At 61.3% G+C, this 17,289-nt stretch carries 15 protein-coding genes and 1 riboswitch; of the genes, 4 read left to right on the forward strand and 11 right to left on the reverse strand.

The window, feature by feature from the left end:
• Window positions 1-19: 19 nt before the first annotated feature.
• Window positions 20-1,795 (reverse strand): amidohydrolase, encoded by a 1,776-nt coding sequence (locus HAP47_RS07260; RefSeq protein ID WP_173638837.1) that lies wholly within the window; start codon window positions 1,793-1,795, stop codon window positions 20-22.
• A gap of 49 nt (window positions 1,796-1,844) precedes the next feature.
• Here HAP47_RS07260 and HAP47_RS07265 point away from each other — a divergent pair, with 49 nt between their 5' ends.
• The 3 genes from HAP47_RS07265 (at window position 1,845) to HAP47_RS07275 (ending at window position 5,852) form a co-directional block, all read left to right on the forward strand.
• Window positions 1,845-2,636: a helix-turn-helix transcriptional regulator gene (locus tag HAP47_RS07265; protein ID WP_173638836.1), complete on the forward strand. Its 792-nt coding sequence runs from the start codon at window positions 1,845-1,847 to the stop codon at window positions 2,634-2,636.
• 98 nt (window positions 2,637-2,734) lie between these two features.
• The gene (locus tag HAP47_RS07270; RefSeq protein WP_173638835.1) at window positions 2,735-3,958 is read left to right on the forward strand and encodes a nitrilase-related carbon-nitrogen hydrolase; all 1,224 of its coding nucleotides are present in this window, start codon (window positions 2,735-2,737) and stop codon (window positions 3,956-3,958) included.
• A 544-nt stretch (window positions 3,959-4,502) separates the two neighbouring features.
• On the forward strand, window positions 4,503-5,852 hold the full coding sequence (locus tag HAP47_RS07275) for a tyrosine-type recombinase/integrase (protein WP_173638834.1): 1,350 nt from the start codon (window positions 4,503-4,505) through the stop codon (window positions 5,850-5,852).
• 206 nt (window positions 5,853-6,058) lie between these two features.
• Here HAP47_RS07275 and nthB read toward each other — a convergent pair whose 3' ends face one another.
• The 10 genes from nthB to HAP47_RS07320 form a co-directional block, all read right to left on the reverse strand.
• On the reverse strand, window positions 6,059-6,676 hold the full coding sequence (gene nthB / locus HAP47_RS07280; protein WP_173638833.1) for a nitrile hydratase subunit beta: 618 nt from the start codon (window positions 6,674-6,676) through the stop codon (window positions 6,059-6,061).
• 25 nt (window positions 6,677-6,701) lie between these two features.
• Window positions 6,702-7,049 (reverse strand): nitrile hydratase subunit alpha, encoded by a 348-nt coding sequence (locus HAP47_RS07285; protein WP_210285254.1) that lies wholly within the window; start codon window positions 7,047-7,049, stop codon window positions 6,702-6,704.
• A gap of 2 nt (window positions 7,050-7,051) precedes the next feature.
• The gene (locus HAP47_RS41530; RefSeq protein WP_210285253.1) at window positions 7,052-7,294 is read right to left on the reverse strand and encodes a nitrile hydratase subunit alpha; all 243 of its coding nucleotides are present in this window, start codon (window positions 7,292-7,294) and stop codon (window positions 7,052-7,054) included.
• Window positions 7,295-7,389: 95 nt separating this feature from the next.
• Window positions 7,390-8,445, reverse strand: coding sequence for an aromatic ring-hydroxylating oxygenase subunit alpha (locus HAP47_RS07290; protein WP_173638832.1), 1,056 nt, complete (start codon window positions 8,443-8,445; stop codon window positions 7,390-7,392).
• Between the two features lie 7 nt (window positions 8,446-8,452).
• A complete protein-coding gene (locus tag HAP47_RS07295; protein WP_173638831.1) occupies window positions 8,453-8,650 on the reverse strand; it encodes a hypothetical protein in 198 nt (65 codons plus the stop codon).
• A 59-nt stretch (window positions 8,651-8,709) separates the two neighbouring features.
• A complete protein-coding gene (gene metE / locus HAP47_RS07300; RefSeq protein WP_173638830.1) occupies window positions 8,710-11,055 on the reverse strand; it encodes a 5-methyltetrahydropteroyltriglutamate--homocysteine S-methyltransferase in 2,346 nt (781 codons plus the stop codon).
• Between the two features lie 103 nt (window positions 11,056-11,158).
• Window positions 11,159-11,361: riboswitch (cobalamin riboswitch) on the reverse strand.
• 180 nt (window positions 11,362-11,541) lie between these two features.
• The gene (gene prpB / locus HAP47_RS07305) at window positions 11,542-12,477 is read right to left on the reverse strand and encodes a methylisocitrate lyase (RefSeq protein ID WP_173638829.1); all 936 of its coding nucleotides are present in this window, start codon (window positions 12,475-12,477) and stop codon (window positions 11,542-11,544) included.
• A 10-nt stretch (window positions 12,478-12,487) separates the two neighbouring features.
• Window positions 12,488-13,660, reverse strand: a complete 1,173-nt coding sequence (gene prpC, locus HAP47_RS07310; RefSeq protein WP_173638828.1) for a bifunctional 2-methylcitrate synthase/citrate synthase — start codon at window positions 13,658-13,660, stop codon at window positions 12,488-12,490.
• Between the two features lie 10 nt (window positions 13,661-13,670).
• Complete coding sequence (locus tag HAP47_RS07315; RefSeq protein ID WP_173638827.1) at window positions 13,671-15,221, reverse strand: MmgE/PrpD family protein; 1,551 nt, start codon at window positions 15,219-15,221, stop codon at window positions 13,671-13,673.
• On the reverse strand, window positions 15,218-15,643 hold the full coding sequence (locus tag HAP47_RS07320) for an acyl-CoA thioesterase (RefSeq protein WP_173640611.1): 426 nt from the start codon (window positions 15,641-15,643) through the stop codon (window positions 15,218-15,220). Before HAP47_RS07320 ends, HAP47_RS07315 begins: the two co-directional genes overlap by 4 nt.
• Before the next feature lie 134 nt (window positions 15,644-15,777).
• Between HAP47_RS07320 and HAP47_RS07325 the strand changes: the two genes are divergently transcribed.
• Window positions 15,778-17,202: a short-chain fatty acyl-CoA regulator family protein gene (locus tag HAP47_RS07325; protein ID WP_173638826.1), complete on the forward strand. Its 1,425-nt coding sequence runs from the start codon at window positions 15,778-15,780 to the stop codon at window positions 17,200-17,202.
• The last annotated feature ends 87 nt before the right edge of the window (window positions 17,203-17,289 follow it).

Raw genomic sequence — 17,289 nt, forward strand, 5'->3', positions numbered from 1 at the left:
CTGGCGGTCTGATGTTCGGCTAACCGATTTGTGATCCGGCCGAAAACACGGTTCGTCCGCCAACGATGGTCTGAAGGACCTGGATCTTGGGCAGATCGTCGACCGGCACGTCGAATGGATCGGCATCCATGATTGCAAAGTCGGCATATCCGCCGACCTCGATGGAGCCGATCCCCTTCCAGCCCAGAATATCGGCGGCGTCCTTGGTGAACATTCGGATCGCCTCCGAACGGGTGACCGGTTGGGAGCGATGTTGGTTCCTGCGGTTCGACCCGGCGAATTCACAGGTTTCGGCAAGCTTGATCTGCTCGAGCACGCTCTTGGGCCCCCAATCGGTCCCGCCGCCGACCTTGATTCCGTGATCGAGCAGCCGCCGCATCGGAATCAGGTCCGGCAGCGCGTGATCGCCGATCCGCTCGCAATACAAATCACCTTTGCCCCAGTGAAACCCCTTGCTGGTGGTACAGCACATGCCGTGCCTAGCCATGTTGCGCGCGCTGTTTTCGTTCACCAGAAGTGCATGCTGGACGATCCAGTGTTGGCGCGCGACGCTCTCCTGCACGCCGAGCTTGGCGATGGTGGCAAAGAAGTCGTCGAAATCGGGAGGGGTTGCGAGCAAGGCGCTCAGTCGCACGCCGGTCTCTGCACAGTGGCGCACCACCGTTTCCTCGACCCGGCGCGGCAAGAATTCCAGCCCGTAGGTCGTGCCGCCGTAGGGCGCCTTGATCGGCTCATACATCCGCAGAAAGCCGGGATTGCAGGGGCCGGTTCGGCAGAGCAGCACGCCTTCGGTGCGTAACCAGTCGTCGGTCAGGTCGGCTGCCTTGCTCATGAAGTCGATGACGTCACGAAGCTGGATGTCCGATGGCTGGTAGTGGATGTCGAATGCCGTGTCGGCGACATCCAGTCCAGCCAGCACGCGGCACGTCATCTTGCCTTCGCGGCGAAGTGTCTGATACGCAGCGAGCTGCGCCGCATTCATCGCGTGAATCTCGAAAATGCTCGTCACGCCGATGCTGTTCATCTCCGCCATCCCCGCTTGGCCGGCGATCGGCCAGATTGCAGGCGGCGGCGCTGGAAGTTTGCTCAGGATCTGAAGCCAGAACGGGTCACGCGTATAGTAGTTGGTCACCGCGCCACGCAGGATTCCACTGACGCGGTCCTCGGAGTCGCGATCGATCCAGACGTCGCAAACGCGCTCCGGCAGCACCTCGGAAATGCCGAGTTGGCTCAGCGCCAGGCTGTTGAGCGCGACGATGTTGGGTTGCTTTGGCGCATAGGCCTGAATGATCAACGGATGCTTGTCGGTCGCCTCATCGAGGCGCCAGCGATTGGGAAGTGTCCCCTCCGGCAGGTCGCGATAGGAGCGGCGAATAAAGTAGTGAGCTTCCCCGACCGGAGTGCAGAATATCCATTCGCCGGGCGGCGTCACCGCGGCTCGGGCACGGATGCGCGAGACGATGTCATCATGCGACTGTGCGTCGCTCAGATCGATCGCTGCCACCTTCAAGGCAGCGAAGTGCATGGCGTGCGGATGGGTGTCGACAAATCCGGGGAGGATCGTTGCCCCTTTAACGTCGACGCGTGGAGTGCTTGCCTTGACCATCCTTTCCAAATCGCCGAGCGCGCCGACGGCGGCAACTCTTCCGCCGCGGACCAGGATGGCTTCCTGAGGCGGCGATTGAAAATCGCAGGTCTGCACCCGGCCGCCGTGCAGCAGAAATTCCGTTGGTTGATCGTTCGACATGTCTCTCTCCACACTTGCAAGATCCCGACTGCGCGAGACCTTTGACAAGGCTGACGTCGTGCCTCATGGTTGCCAATCATCCTTCGGAGTGACGATCATGGAGCGCGGCGCTTGGCGATCGCATATCGCGGCGGCGGGCGGTCGGGCTGCTCACATAACCGGGCGTGGATCGTGTGAGCAGTTCGATGCGCCGAAGTGCGGCGCTGTTCTGCCGTCCCTGATCAACCTCGCGCGCGTGCTCGTTGAAGCGCTCAGCTTCTTCGAGCGGACGATGCCGATCTCGAGCAGCTGTTTCTATTGGGTCGATGCCGAAGCCAATGCGGACCACCAGCAACTGCGGTCGCTGGATTCGGCCTGGCTCAGGGCCTATCGTGAGGAATTTCATCGTTGCGATCCGCTTCATCCGCGCCGTTGGCGCGCGGAACGTGGGCGGGTCGCTGCTCTGGATGGCACCGCGAAGCTGCGGGATAGCGGCTGCCGAAGCTACGTCGATAACTTTCTGTTGCCGCAGAACACGCCGTATCAGGCGGAGATCTATTTCTGGCAACGAGATCGGATGGTCGCCGGGATGTCGTTGCTGCGGACCGGCGATCTGGGAGCGTTCACATGCCGCGACATCCGCTCGATCGAGTCCGGGCTGCCGCTGATCGACCTGTCACTTTCGCTTTTGCCGGACGCCGCGCCGCTGGACGGGGGACGCTTGAAGCTTACGCCGCGGGAGGCCGAGATCACGGCGATGGTGGCGGCGGGCGACAGCAACAAGCTCATTTGCCGCAAGCTCGGGATCGAATTGCCCACCGTGAAGACGCATTTGAAGCGAATCTTTCAGAAGACCGGTGTTGGATCGCGTACCGAACTGATCAACAAGCTCTATCTGGCCCGGCGGTGAAACCCTTCGCGCGACCCTGATCGTCATCCTTGCGGGTGATGGCCGCCCGGCGGAGGTCCTGCTAGCTCTCTCTCTCAAGACAGGGAGCTTCGGTGGAAATGACTGACCCAAACGGCGAGGAGGCCGTCACGATTGGGGGCGCCGTCGATCGTACGGTGGCGCCCTATCTGGCGATCGGCCTGTCGACCATCGTGACGGGTATTGCGGCGCGCCATCACATCCGGAGAAATCTCGCGAACATTGAAGAGGCCGTTCACGCCGCGATCTCAGTCTGCGGCATCAACATGCCAGTCAAGCTCGTCGCACTTGCGGAGGGCGCATTGACCGGCTTTACCGATGAAATCTTCGATATCCCGCACGCCATCGCCGCGCGTGAGCTGTTCATCGATGTTCCCGGCGAGGAAACGGAGCATCTGGCAGGTCTTGCCCGGCACTATGGCGTCTATATCGTTGCGCAATGCAAGGCGAGATGGCCCGAGGTCATGCGCGATCGCTTCTTCAATACGCTGTTCGTCATTTCGCCGACCGGCGATGTGGTGCACAAGGCTGCCAAGAACCACGTCTGGTGCCGGGAGCGAAGCTGTACGCCGCATGATGTGTACGACCGCTGGGTCGAATGCTTCGGCGATAGCGTTGAGGCATTCTTTCCGGTGCTTCGGACCACGGACATCGGCAATCTCGGGACCATCTGTTGCTCGGACGGCGAATATCCAGAGGCGGTGCGCGCGCTCGCTTTCAACGGCGCGGAGGTCGTCTACCGCCCGTCGGAGGCGATGCCGATGACCGGCAGCAGCTATCCGGGAGGAGGCTCCTGGATGATCCAGAACCGCGCGCATGCGGAGTTCAACTCCGTCTTTATGCTATGCCCCAACATCGGCCCGGTGTATTTGAGTCCCAATTCGCAGCACGCAATCGACATCGCCGGCGGCAACAGTCACATCGTGGACTACCGGGGCAACATAGTGTCGTATTCCGCGTCAGCAGCGAATACCATGACCTGCGCCGTGATCGACATCGAGGCGCTGCGCCAGTTTCGCGCGATGAACCTCAACAGCAACTGGCTAAAGGACCTCAGAACAGAGCTATTTCGTACCATGTATAACCGGTCGATCCATCCGAAAAATCTTTGGATCGCGGATGAGCCAGCGAGCCATGCCGCGGTCGACGCAATTTACCGAAGCAACATCGAGAAGCTGTACCGGTACCGTGTTTGGGAGCGTCCAGGGATCCATCGCCACGGCGCGGCCTATCAGCCCGCCGACGATGTGCCAGCGACGGAAGCCTGGGATCGGATGAAGGCCCTCTGGCGCGCATGGAACTGAGGGGTCCCCGCTGAGCCTACGATCCGAGTTCCTCGGCCCACGATGAGCAGGAGCTCGCCGTTCGGTCCGCACCGACACGATCAAGCCTCCGCCGAGCCGCCCTTATTTTTGATGGTTTTGCGTCAAGCCCTTCGAGGAAGACGCAGTCAGCTCGCGGCTGAAGAGCAAAGGTCTTTGATGGCCGACCATCGAGGCGCGCAAAGCGCGTCGTTGGAGATGGAAGCCGCGGCGATAATATGCCTTACCCGAGCCTTGGTAGTTTGTGGGGGATCTTGGATTTAGATTGTCAGCCAGACATTCGAGGCAGTGCATGGCGGTGATGCGCACCTGACACGATTCGAACGTGTGACCTTTGCCTTCGGAGCAAGATAACGTGCCCATCCGAAAAATGCGATAGGGCACGCTACGCTACGCTATCCGTCTGAAACGACTGGATATTCTCAGCAATACACGCGACGTTCCTATCCGATGCTACGCGCCGATTTTCTCCCGCGTGCTTACGCACTGCTTACGCGAGAGATTATGCCCGGAACGAAGGAACGTCATGGTTAAAATCACAAAAAGGATTGTTGAGGCGGCAGAAGCCCAAGAGAAGGACTACCTAGTCTGGGATGACGAGTTGCCGGGCTTCGGACTCCGAGTCTTTAGTTCCGGCAAGCGGAGCTACGTGATCCAGTATCGAACGAAAGGTCGCTCTCGTCGCTACACGATTGGGCTTCACGGAGCTTGGACGCCAGAGACTGCACGCCGAGAGGCAAAGGTGCAACTCGGTCGAGTCGCTCAGGGTGATGATCCCGTCGAAGACCGCCAGCTCGATCACAAGGCAATTACCGTGAAGGAGCTATGTGCCCGCTATTTTGCCGATCTCCAGGCAGGCCTCATTCTAGGGAAAGGCGGACGACCGAAGAAGCCATCGACGATCACCACCGACACAGGCCGCATTCAGCGGCACATTATTCCGCTCCTAGGCACCAGGCGGGTCAAGGATCTCACCAAGACGGATATCAACAAGGTACTTAAAGACATCATGGCTGGAAAGACTCGGGTCTCGGTCAAGACCAAGAAGCTCCGCGGAAAGGCCATCGTCCGAGGCGGCGCCGGAACGGCCACGCGTACCGTCGGTCTTCTTGGCGGCATCCTTACCTATGCAGTCGAAGGCGGGATCATTGCAAGCAATCCGGCTCATGGTGTCCGCAAGCCAAAGGACAATGTGCGAAAGCGCCGGCTCTCCGAGGCAGAGTATCGAATATTAGGTCGGATGCTCCGCGACGCCGCCAAGCAGGAGAAATACTCCACAATCGTGGACATCATCCGCCAGATTGCCCTGACCGGCAGCCGACGCAGCGAAATGATCGGCCTGAAATGGACGGAGGCGGACATCGAGGCGAGCTGCCTGCGGTTGGAAGACAGTAAGGAGGGCGAGTCCATCCGTCCGATTGGATTGCCCGTTGTCGAATATCTCGAGCGACGACTTGCCGATCGTATCGGCACATACGTCTTCGCCGGGCAGGGTGAGGACAACGCGTTCGGCAGCTTCCCGAATCATTGGAAGCACATCTTCGAGGATTCCTCGCTACCAGACATCACTCCCCACGTACTGCGCCACAGCTTCGCAAGCATCGCCAACGATCTCGGCTTTACCGAGGTGACCATCGCGGCGCTCGTTGGCCACGCCAAGGGTTCGGTGACAAGCAAGTACATTCATACGTTGGACACCGCACTCATCATGGCTGCGGACACGATCTCGGGCTACATTCAAGGGCTCCTTGACGGTATTGAATTCAAGCAGACTGCAAATGCCCTAGACCGCGACTCGCGAAAGGCCGCGCTGGCCCGCTTCCTCAAGAGTGCTTCAGGTGCGGACCAAGACACAGAGCGCCGCTTAGCTGCGTGAAAGCCGCGCAGCAAGGCGCTAATCGTAACATGGTTCGTCATTACAGCCTGCGCTGTTGGCGAATGAGCCTTCGTTCGAGCGTGGAACCGCCTTGGGCCGGCCCCGGCGCTCTCTGCGCAACTCCACGCTAGGCAGTTGTAGGTCGTCAGTTTGCGGCGGCCCGATGACAAGCAAGTCAAGCCTTCGCAGGTCCATAGTTTCGCCAGCTAAGTCATAGGTTCTAGGTAACTCTGAAACACGCCCACATGGACCAGCGCCGAATCCGCTGAGTTCGGCCATAAGTCCTCGGTACGGAACGCGACGTCGTAGGTTGGCTCGTCGGCAGCCTCCACGCCGTGGGCATGCGCATCGGGGAACGGGTATCGCGGAGATTCTCTCACCACGATGCCAGGCTTCCCCCGGATGTAGCCAGGCATCCGGACGTGCCCGGCGAAGAAGTCGTTTTTGACACGGACGCGGTCGCCCGGCTGGAAGGTCTCGCGGTCGGGTAGATTGGTGCGGCCGGGTGCGCTCGGCTCGGACAGAGGCACAGTCCCTTGAGCCAGATGCTCCAGTTCCTCGCGGCTCACGATACCTTTCTCGACGCAAAGAGTCAGAAGGCTAGTTAGGGACCGTTCATAGTAACTGGCCGAGAGATAATAGCGCGCCGGCATGCGCTCGATCGCGTGCCGATATTCGTCCATGTTGAAGATGCCGCGCCGGACCGCCATGCCGTATAGCGCATTAACCCGTTTTTCCCATGCGGCATGGAATGCCGGCGCGCCGGGCGCGTAGCGTATCGTTCCGAAACCCTGGCGGCCACCGAGATCGTGAATGCCGTCCATCGTTCACCTCATTCCGCAGGGGGTGTTACAGCCGCGCGACGCCAATCATCGATTCCTTGGTCACGATGTCGATCAGCTTGTCTTCCGGCCAACCGATCGTCTCTGGCGGTTGGACCGGAATGACCATATAGCGGGTATCGGCCGTCGTATCCCAGACGCGAATCTCGATTTCGGGCGGCAGATCGAGGCCCATTTCACGCAACACCGTGCGTGACTCGCGGACCGCGCGGGCGCGGTAGTCGAGATCTTTGTACCAGTCAGGCGGCAGACCAATGATGGTGAAGGCCGTGCAAGAACACAGCGTGCAGACGATGACGTTGTGGACGGTGTCCGTGTTCTCAAGCGCTACCAGATGTCGATGATGCGCCGGCATGCTCAGACCCAGTTCGGGACTGCATCCTTGCCGTTGGCAAACAGCCGCTGACGGAAGGCAGGATCAGTCCACGCCTTGGCGACGACCCGGCCGCCATTTCGCGGCACCCATTCTTCTTCGGCTGCATGGGTCATGGTCTCAATGAAAGGCTTGGGCTCCATGCCCCGCTGTTCGAAGACGGCTTCGATCGCGGCGACCCGGTTCTCGATGGGGGCGACTTGCGACGGGCGGGACAGGGTATTCATGGGGCTTGCCTCCGACTGACGTCCGAAACGACGACCAAGATTGACACAATGGACGAGCCCTTACCAGCTTCCGGGCAAGGAAGCCGGCGGGCAAACTAACGCGGGTTTCCACAATCGCGCAGAAGTGTTCGCAATTCCCGTATCGGTGGAAAGACCTCCTGATTCCAATCGGCACCTTGTTCGTCGAATGCGGCTTGCTCCATTTCGACGATCTCGCAATCCTCGGCGAAGACGCGATCGGTGAACCAGGCGAGAACCGGCCACGCCAGATCGAGAATGCCGGGAATCTTGGGTTTGCGGACCGACAGCACGATGAAGGTCCGATTGCGGCGCTGTTCGGCGTCGACGGGCGTGTACCCCAGCCACACGCTCAAAACTGGCTTGTCGTCGCGGGTCCACATGCGGAGCGTTTGATGGGGATAATCCGTCCGCACCGTCATGAGGTCACGTGCCGTGCGGGCGCTGCCGCGCAAGCTGCCGACAATCACGGTCTCACCGAGTGGCGGCTTCTGGTCCGGACGAGCGAAGCTGTAGTCGACTTCCATCCAGCCGTCGCCTTTGCGACTTGCGAGATAGCGAGGCGTCACGTTGCCCGTGGTGCGGCGGTGCAGAAACTGATGGTTCATATCCATCAGGTTCTCGTGCATGAAGGTGTAGTGGCAGCGGACGATCTTGCCGAACCGGCGGCTCTTGTATCCCGGCTCGGCAGCGTGCCCGATCTGCGCGAGCGGATCGGTCGCCGGCGCGGTGCCCGGCCAGACGAAAATTATGCCATTGCTCTCGAAGCAAGGATAGGACCTGACGCCATTTGGCAGCTTGCCTTTGCCGAGATAGGGCACATCGACGCATTGGCCCGAGCCGTCGTAGCGCCAGCCATGATAGCAACAACGCACGGTGCAGCCATCTACGGTGCCTTTCGAGAGCGGCACTTGCCGGTGTGCACATCGGTCTTCCAGCGCAAACACATCGCCTTCGACCGGGCGTACCAGCACGATGGGCTCGCCTGCAAAATGCCCCGCGAAAGTCTTGCGGGGCTTGAGTTCATGCGACCACGCGATCGGGTACCAATAATCCGGATTGGATCCGACCTTTCGGAGGTCGGAATGCGAGCGGGCTGTGGTTGCCTCAACGCTGAGATTTCCAACTGTCATTGCCAGATCAAGCGGCTCCTGTCGGTCCTAGATGCATGCTCATGATCTGCTCGGGTGTCTCGATGATTTCGACACGCTCTGCATCGCCGCCGACAAAGGCGAGGATGGTCCGCTCACCGTCACGCCACATGCTGCCGACCAGGGCGATGTTGATGTGGACGGGTTTGTTCGTTTCGTGCCGCGTACATTCGATCCAGAAGCGCATCGGTGACCTCAATGAAATGATGGAGCGCGCGGTAAGCCCGCGCGCTCCGGGGGCGTGCCTCAGGAGGCGTGCCGCATTTCACGCGCGGCCGCCACCATGTTGACGAGGGCAGGGCGCACCTCTTCCCATTTGCGGGTTTTGAGTCCGCAATCCGGATTGATCCAGAGTTGGGAGTCGGTCAGCCGCTTGCGCGCGAGCGAGAGCAGTTCGGCCATTTCGCTGACCTCCGGAACGCGCGGCGAGTGGATGTCGTAGACGCCGGGTCCTATCTCGTTCGGATATTTGTAGGTCTTGAAGGCGTCCAAAAGTTCCATCTTGGAGCGCGAAGTCTCGATCGAGATCACGTCTGCGTCCATGGCGCCAATCGCGTCAATGATGTCATTGAACTCCGAGTAGCACATGTGGGTGTGGATCTGGGTCTCGTCGGTCACACCGCTGGAGCAGATGCGGAAGCTTTCAACGGCCCACTCGAGATAGGTCTTCCATTCCGACTTCCGCAGCGGCAAACCCTCGCGCAGGGCAGCCTCGTCGATCTGGATCATCTTGGCGCCGGCCTTTTCAAGATCGGTCACTTCGTCCCGGATCGCGAGCGCGATCTGCCGACACGCCTCGCTGCGCGGAACGTCGTCGCGGACGAACGACCAGTTCAGGATGGTCACCGGCCCGGTGAGCATGGCCTTCATCGGCTTCTGTGTCAGTGACTGGGCGTAACGCCACCACTCCACCGTCATCGGCTTGGGGCGGAAAACGTCACCGAACAGGATTGGTGGACGGACATAACGTGATCCATACGACTGCACCCAGCCATGCTTGGTGAAGGAGAAGCCCGACAGTTGCTCGCCGAAGTACTGCACCATATCGTTGCGTTCGAATTCGCCGTGCACCAGCACGTCGAGGCCGATTTCCTCCTGCCAGCGAACCGCGCGGGCGGTTTCTTCCTTGAGGAACTGCTCATACTGCGCATCGCTCATCGCGCCCTTGCCATGGGCCGCCCGCGCGTTGCGGACCTCCGTTGTCTGCGGGAACGAGCCGATCGTCGTGGTCGGGAAGGCGGGCAGCCCGAACCGCGCGCGCTGCAATCCAGCTCGCTTCGTGAACACGTTCTGGCGCCGGCGCATGGCATCGTCGATCGCTGCCATTCGCTTCGCCACATCCGCATTGTGAATCTTATGCGACGTTTCGCGCGAACGCGCCGCGGCGTCCGATGCCGCCAGCGCGTCGGCGACTTTGTCCCGGCCGCCGGCGAGGGCCGTGCCCAAGGTGGCCAGTTCGGCGATCTTCTGCACCGAGAAGGCAAGCCAGCTCTTCACATCCGGATCGAGGCTGGTCTCCTGTTCGAGGTCGATCGGTACATGTAGCAACGAGCAGGAGGGCGCGATCTGCACCCGGTCCTGGCCGAGCTTGGCAACCGCCGGTTCCAACCGCTTGAGCAATGCGGAAAGATTGGAGCGCCAGATGTTGCGACCGTCGATCGCACCGAGCGAGAGGACCATTCCCCTCGGTGCGGCGCTGACGATCTTGTCGAGTTGTTCCGGCGCGCGAACGAGATCGATGTGAAGCCCGGCAACAGGCAGCGAGAGGGCGGTATTGGTGTTGTCGCCCAGTCCGCCGAAATAGCTGGCGAGCATGATCTTCAGGCCCGGCACCATTTCCGCCAGCAGTGCATACGTCATTTGAAGCGCGCCCTGCGTTTCGCGGTCCGCGTCCAGCACCAGGCATGGTTCGTCGATCTGGACCCATTCGCAGCCTTCGGCGGCGAGTTGCTGCAAAACCTTGACGTAAACCGGCAGCAAAACGGGCAGTAGGGACAGCGAGTTCAGCGCCGCATCCTTGCTTTTCCCAAGCTTCAGGAAGGTCACCGGCCCAAGCAGGACCGGCCGGGTCTTGTAACCCAGCGCCTTGGCTTCCCGGTACTCGTCGACCGCCTTGGAAGAGGACAGCTTGAAGATCTGGCCGGCGCTGAATTCGGGCACCATGTAGTGATAATTGGTGTCGAACCATTTCGTCATTTCCTGCGCTGGCACGCCATGCGGCGTATCGTGTGCGTGATGCGCATGATCGCAACTCGCATCGTGATCGGAGCCTTGGGCGCCGCGGGCCATGGCAAAATACGTCGCCAGCGACACATCGCCGCCTTTCCAGCCGTACACTTCCGGAATGGCACCGACCATCACGCTGGTGTCGAGTACCTGGTCGTAGAACGAAAAATCGTTGGATGGGATGACGCTGACGCCGAAGGACTTCTGGCGGGCCCAATTGGCGGCGCGCAAGCCGACGGCCGTTTCACGCAGTGCCTGCTCGCTGGACTTGCCGGACCAGAAGCTTTCCAACGCCATCTTGAGTTCGCGGCGAGGACCGATACGCGGTGTTCCGAGTGTTGCGACGGGAAGTGAGGAAATAGACATGGCTTACCCCGATGTTGGGGGCGCGGGCCACGTGACACGTCTGGACTCCGGGCGAAAGGTGGCGCGCGGGGTCGCAACCGCACCACCGAGACACCCCGCCCGAGTACGTTATCCTGTCGAGGCAGGTCTCCTGGCTCACGGGTCAGTGCTGTTGTCCGGTCTTCCCAAAGCCCTCGCGGGCCTCAGTGACATTGTTGGACAACGGCTCACCGCTTACAGTTGCGGGGGCAGCGCCGGCATTCAACCGGCTTCCCTCTTAGCTCCGGGCCAAACCGAGCCCGCAGAACCACGACAGCACAGGAGTTAAGGTCAAGTCCGACCGCAGTCAATGACTGTGATTGGAAACACCTTGGTATTGCTCAATCACCCGTTACCGGCGACATGCCCTTAAATCCGTAGAATTGAGTTCCGATTTCAATCCGTTCGCCGCCTTGGCGGCGCCGGTGCAGGTTGGTGTCCCGGAGCGAACAGCGTCGGAAACAAGGGCTACTTCGAGCCCACGGCCCGCTGCGGCATACCTTCGGGAATGATGGTTTGGACGATCGAAGCGTCCAGCGCCTCGTAGTCGTGCAATCCGATCGTCGCATACAGCTCGACGCGGGTCTGCATTTGGTCGACGATCTTGTGCGTGCCGCCGTCGCGTGCGATCGCGGCATAAAGCTGCTCTTGCGCCTTGTTGGCGACCCGCAGCGACGACACCGGCCAGATCACCATCGAATACCCCATCTCCTCGAATTCGGACGCGGTAAAAAAGGGCGTCTTGCCGAACTCGGTCATGTTGGCGAGCAGGGGAACGTCGGGCATCCGCTTGGCGAACGCGCGGAACATTTCGGCAGTGTTGAGCGCCTCCGGGAAAATCGCGTCCGCACCGGCCTCCATATAGAGCTTGGCACGGGCGACAGCGCCATCCAAGCCTTCGCTGGCGGCTGCATCGGTCCGCGCAAGAATGACGAGATCGCGCCGCGCCTTGGCGGCCGCGGCGACCTTAGCGGCCATGTCGTGCGCATTAGCCAGCTTTTTGTCGTTGAGATGACCGCACTTCTTGGGAAGGAGCTGATCCTCGATGTGAACCGCACCGGCGCCAGCTTCCTCAAAGACGCGCACCATGTGCATGACGTTGAGCGCCTCGCCGTAGCCGGTATCGCCATCTACCAGAAGCGGCAGGCCCGACGCGCGGGCGATCTGCCGGATGAAAAACGCGACTTCGTCAACGGTGATGATGCCGAGGTCCGGCAGTCCCATCGAGGCGGTCATTGCGGCGCCGGAGAGGTATAGACCCTCGAATCCTGCGTCCTTGGCCTGGATGGCCGACATGCCGTTATGGGTGCCGGGCAGGCGAAGGATACCTGGACGCTTCAGCAGCGCACGAAAGCGGTAGCCGGCGGTTTCACGCAGGAGTTCTGCTGCGACGAGATAGGACACTTGTTTCTCCTTACGCCGCACGCGCCGACGAAGGCGGCAGGTCGCGGGCCTCCAGCGGAACATAGCTGCGGTTTTCCGGGCCAACGTAGTTCGCGGCCGGCCGAATGATCTTGTTGTCGATCCGCTGCTCGATAACGTGGGCTGCCCAGCCCGAGGTGCGCGAAATCACGAACAGGGGCGTGAACATCGCGGTCGGCACGCCCATCGCGTGGTAAGAAACCGCGCTGAACCAGTCCAGATTGGCGAACATCCGCTTGGCATCGGCCATCACGGTCTCGATGCGATCGGCAATCTCGAACATGCGCATGCTGCCGCCTTCGACGCTGAGCTCGCGGGCTACCTGCTTGATCACCTTGTTGCGGGGATCTGAGATCGTATAGACGGGATGTCCGAACCCGATCACGACTTCCTTGGCCTCGATCCGTCGGCGGATGTCGGCTTCGGCTTCATCGGGTGTCGCGTATCGCTTCTGGACCTCGAAGGCGACTTCGTTGGCGCCGCCGTGCTTCGGTCCGCGCAGCGCACCAATCGCGCCGGTCACCGCCGAATACAGATCGGCGCCGGTGCCGGCGATCGATCGGGCGGTGAAGGTCGAGGCGTTGAACTCATGCTCGGCGTAGAGATTGAGCGAGGTATGCATCGCGCGTTCATGCGAAGCCGAGGGCGGCTTGCCGTGCAGCAAATGCAGGAAGTGGGCGCCGATCGAATCGTCGTCGGTCTCGACTTCGATCCGGCGGCCGTTGTGGGCATAGTGGTGCCAGTAGAGCAGCATCGATCCGAGCGAGGCCATCAGGCGGTCGGCAATGTCGCGGGCGCCGGGCGTGTTGTGGTCGTGGCTCTCCGGCAGCACACAACCGAGCGCCGAAACGCCGGAGCGCATGACATCCATCGGATGCGCCGCCGCCGGTAGTTGCTCCAGCATGTTGAGTACGGCGCGCGGCAGGCCGCGCAGCGCCTTCAGCTTAGTCTTGTAGTTGGCGAGTTCGACGCGGGTCGGCAGGCTGCCGTGCACGAGCAGATGTGCAATTTCCTCGAATTCGCAGACGCCGGCGACATCGAGAATGTCGTAGCCGCGATAGTGCAGGTCGTTGCCGCTGCGGCCGACGCTACAAAGCGCCGTGTTGCCGGCGATAACGCCGGAGAGGGCTACCGACTTCTTTGGCGCGGGTTTCAGATCGGTCATGTTGTCCTCCCTATGATCCTGCCGTGCGTCGCGCCGCGGTCTGTGTAGCCGGCTTCCAGTCGAAGATTCCGTAGCTGGCGGGCACCCCCACCCGTGAGGCGTCGACGGAAAACGTCAGCTCCGACAGCTCGCCGGCGCGTAGCGACGGCAACCGTTCGACGGCGGCGATGAAGCGATCCTGTTCGGCGGGAGCGATGACGCCTTCGGCCAGGGTGCGGAACTTGCGGACGTAGTCCGGCCGCTTGAACGGGCGCGCGCCCAGCGGATGCGCGTCGGCAACCGCGAGTTCATCGCTGATCGTCGAGCCGCCCTTCAGCTTGACGATGACGCGCCCGCCGAACGCCTTTTCCTTGGGATCGTGGCTGTGATAGCGCCGGGTCCACTCGGGATCCTCGACGGTGGAAATCTTATGCCAGAGTTCGACCGTCGACGGACGGGCTGCGCGCTCGCGCGCATAGGATTTTTCGTGGTGCCAGCCACCGTCTTCGAGCGCGACCGCAAAGATGTACATGATGGAATGGTCTAGGGTTTCGCGGCTCGCTTTTGGATCCATCTTCTGCGGATCGTTGGCGCCGGTGCCGATCACGTAATGGGTGTGATGGCTGGTGTGGATGACGATGCTTTCGATCCCGGCGAGATTGCCGATTTTCGGCCCCATCCGCCGCGCCAGATCGATCAGCGCCTGGCTCTGATACTCCGCCGAATGCTCCTTGGTGTAGGTATCGAGGATGGCGCGCTTGAGTTCGCCCTTTTGCGGCAACGGCACGGTGTACTCAGCCTTCGGGCCGGAGAGCATCCAGGCAATGAAGCCGTCTTCGCCTTCCCATGCCGGCGAAGGGGCACCTTCTCCGCGCATAACGCGGTCGACCGCCTCGATTGCCATCTTGCCCGCGAACGCCGGGGCATAGGCTTTCCAGCTCGAAATCTCGCCCTTGCGGGACTGACGGGTGGTGGTGGTGACGTGCAGTGCCTGCTGAACAGCTTGATAGATCGTCTCGGTCGAAAGGCCGAGCAGGGCGCCGATGCCGGCGGCTGCCGACGGGCCCAGATGAGCGATGTGGTCGATCTTGTGCTCGTGCAGGCAGATGCCCTTCACCAGATCGACTTGGATCTCATAGGCAGCCGCCAATCCGCGCAGCAGGTCCTCGCCGGAAGCGCCGCAGTGCTGCCCGACCGCGAGCACTGGCGGGATATTGTCGCCGGGGTGCGAGTAGTCGGCAGCCAAAAACGTGTCGTGGAAATCCAGTTCGCGGACAGCAACGCCGTTGGCCCACGCCGCCCATTCCGGTGAATAAGTCTGGTCGCTCGGCAGGCCGAAGATGGTCGCGCCGGGATGCCGTGGATGCGCCTCCGCCTGAGCGCGGGCGCTGACGACCGGGTGCCGCGCGATCGAAGCGGCCGCGACCGCGGCGTTGTCGATGATGCGGTTACCGATCATGTCGACGACAGGCTCTTCGATCCGGACCGGATCGGATGCGACGGACGCGATCTTCCACGCCAGTTGATCGGCTCGGTCGAGATGTTCGGCGGACTTGTAGGTACGGACCTTGTGATGCTTCACGAAACGGTTTTCTCTGACGTGTGGTGGCATATCGGTTCGATGGCGGCCGGCCGCCCGTCGGCGTCCACGGCGACCATCTCGAACGTTCCTCGAATGACGGATTGACGCTGCCCGCTCATCAGGTTCTCGCGCACCATCTCGACCGCGACCGTCATCGAACTTCTGCCGACGCGGTCGACGCGGGCAATCAGTTCGATCAATTCGCCGACCCGGATCGGCTCGTGGAATTCAATCTTGTCGGATGTAGCCATGACGACGTTCCGGCGCGCACGACGGGTGGCGGCGACGAAGGCGGCCTTGCCCATCAGGCTCAGCGCGTTGCCGCCGAACAGCGTGCCATAGTGATTGGCGAGGTCGGGAAACACGATTTCGACAAATCGAGTTTCACCGAAGGGGCTGGTCTTCGCAGCATGTGCCTGCATGGGACAATCCAAAGGGCTTGCTATTCGGTGGCGACTTCGCAATATCTGCAAAATCCATCGCTTGAAAATGGCTGAAAAAGCGTAGTTTTGCGTAGGTGTGCTCCTCAATTTGCAAAGTTTGCAAAGGCGCCGTGATGAAAAAGACCTTCATGGGTGTGCGGCTGAAGCGCCTCCGGGAGGAGCGCCGGCTTACCCAGGCTGCCCTCGCGGACAAGCTCGGCATCTCGCTGAGCTATCTGAACCAGATGGAGAATAATCAGCGGCCGTTGACGCTTCCGGTCTTGCTCGCGCTGAACTCGGCCTTCGGTCTCGATCTACAGATGTTTGCCGAAGGCGACGAGGCGCGGTTGATGTCCGACCTCAAGGAAGTGCTGTCCGATCCATCACTCGGTGAGACCATAGCCACCGCCGAGGTGCGAGAAATAGCGCTTAACATGCCGGCCGTGGGGCGCGTTCTGGTCGGGCTGCATCGCAGGTCACGACAGGGGGTCGAGCAGGCTGCTGCACTGGCGGCGCGCCTTGGACAAGACCGCCAAGGGGATGCAGCCATGTTGCCCTCGACGGCATTCGAGGAGGTCCGCGACTTCTTCTACGCCAATCACAACTACATCGCCGAACTGGACGAGGCCGCCGAGCAGATTGCTCTCAAGATCAACCTCAAGGCGGGGCAAGCGGCATTGGCGCTCGCTTCCTACCTCGGAAGCGACTTTGGCGTACGTATCGTGATCGACGGCGTGGATGATATCGCTGCGGGAACGCAGAGGTGGTTCGACGCCCAGACGAAGACGCTTCATCTGTCTCGCCGCCTGCGGCCGGGACAACAGGCGTTCCAGTTAGGCACGCAGATTGCCATGTTGTCGTTCGATCGCGAACTTCAGGCACTGGTCGACAAGGCCGGCCTGATCAGCAAGGAAGCGCGGGGTCTTGCCCGCATCGGCCTCGCCAACTATTTCGCCGGCGCCTTGGTGCTCCCTTATGCGCTATTCCTCGAACAGGCGGAGCAAAGGCGTTATGACGTTGAACTTCTGACGCAACAATTCGATGTCGGCTTTGAGACGATCTGCCACCGGTTGAGCACGTTGCAGCGTCCCAACGCGCGCGGCGTTCCGTTTTTCTTCATTCGGGTCGATCGCGCCGGCAATATCTCAAAACGTCAGTCTGCGACCGATTTCCACTTTTCCCGCGTGGGCGGAACGTGCCCGCTCTGGAACGTGTACGAGGCATTCGCCAATCCCGGAAGGATACTCACGCAGCTCGCGCGAATGCCGGACGAACGAACGTATCTCTGGATCGCGCGAACCGTGTCGCATGGCCGTGGCGGTTATCTGGCCCCCGCGAAAACATTTGCCGTCGCTCTGGGATGCGACATCCGTCATGCGGGAAGCGTCGTCTATTCGCAGGGGCTCGACTTGACCGATCCCTCGGTGCCGACGCCGATCGGGATGGGCTGCAAGGTTTGCGAACGTCCGGAATGCGCGCAGCGGGCTTTCCCGCCAATCGGCCGCGCGCTTCAGATCGACGAGACGCGCTCCCGCTTCGCCCCGTATGCGACGTCATGAACCGCGGTTTTATTTGGACGTGATACCGGGTGCGTCGCTGGCCGATGTCGTCTTGTCTCTTGAGAGAAGATTGCGAGGGCCGCTCGC

The sequence above is a fragment of the Bradyrhizobium sp. 41S5 genome (assembly GCF_011516665.3).
GTDB lineage: Bacteria > Pseudomonadota > Alphaproteobacteria > Rhizobiales > Xanthobacteraceae > Bradyrhizobium > Bradyrhizobium quebecense.

Bases quoted from the DNA above. Each gene is read 5' to 3' on its own strand.
- HAP47_RS07265 (WP_173638836.1), top strand. From the start codon at position 1,845: ATGGAGCGCGGCGCTTGGCGATCGCATATCGCGGCGGCGGGCGGTCGG.
- HAP47_RS07270 (WP_173638835.1), top strand. From the start codon at position 2,735: ATGACTGACCCAAACGGCGAGGAGGCCGTCACGATTGGGGGCGCCGTC.
- HAP47_RS07275 (WP_173638834.1), top strand. From the start codon at position 4,503: ATGGTTAAAATCACAAAAAGGATTGTTGAGGCGGCAGAAGCCCAAGAG.
- nthB (WP_173638833.1), bottom strand. From the start codon at position 6,676: ATGGACGGCATTCACGATCTCGGTGGCCGCCAGGGTTTCGGAACGATA.
- HAP47_RS07285 (WP_210285254.1), bottom strand. From the start codon at position 7,049: ATGCCGGCGCATCATCGACATCTGGTAGCGCTTGAGAACACGGACACC.
- HAP47_RS41530 (WP_210285253.1), bottom strand. From the start codon at position 7,294: ATGAATACCCTGTCCCGCCCGTCGCAAGTCGCCCCCATCGAGAACCGG.
- HAP47_RS07290 (WP_173638832.1), bottom strand. From the start codon at position 8,445: ATGACAGTTGGAAATCTCAGCGTTGAGGCAACCACAGCCCGCTCGCAT.
- HAP47_RS07295 (WP_173638831.1), bottom strand. From the start codon at position 8,650: ATGCGCTTCTGGATCGAATGTACGCGGCACGAAACGAACAAACCCGTC.
- metE (WP_173638830.1), bottom strand. From the start codon at position 11,055: ATGTCTATTTCCTCACTTCCCGTCGCAACACTCGGAACACCGCGTATC.
- prpC (WP_173638828.1), bottom strand. From the start codon at position 13,660: ATGACCGATCTGAAACCCGCGCCAAAGAAGTCGGTAGCCCTCTCCGGC.
- HAP47_RS07320 (WP_173640611.1), bottom strand. From the start codon at position 15,643: ATGCAGGCACATGCTGCGAAGACCAGCCCCTTCGGTGAAACTCGATTT.
- HAP47_RS07325 (WP_173638826.1), top strand. From the start codon at position 15,778: ATGAAAAAGACCTTCATGGGTGTGCGGCTGAAGCGCCTCCGGGAGGAG.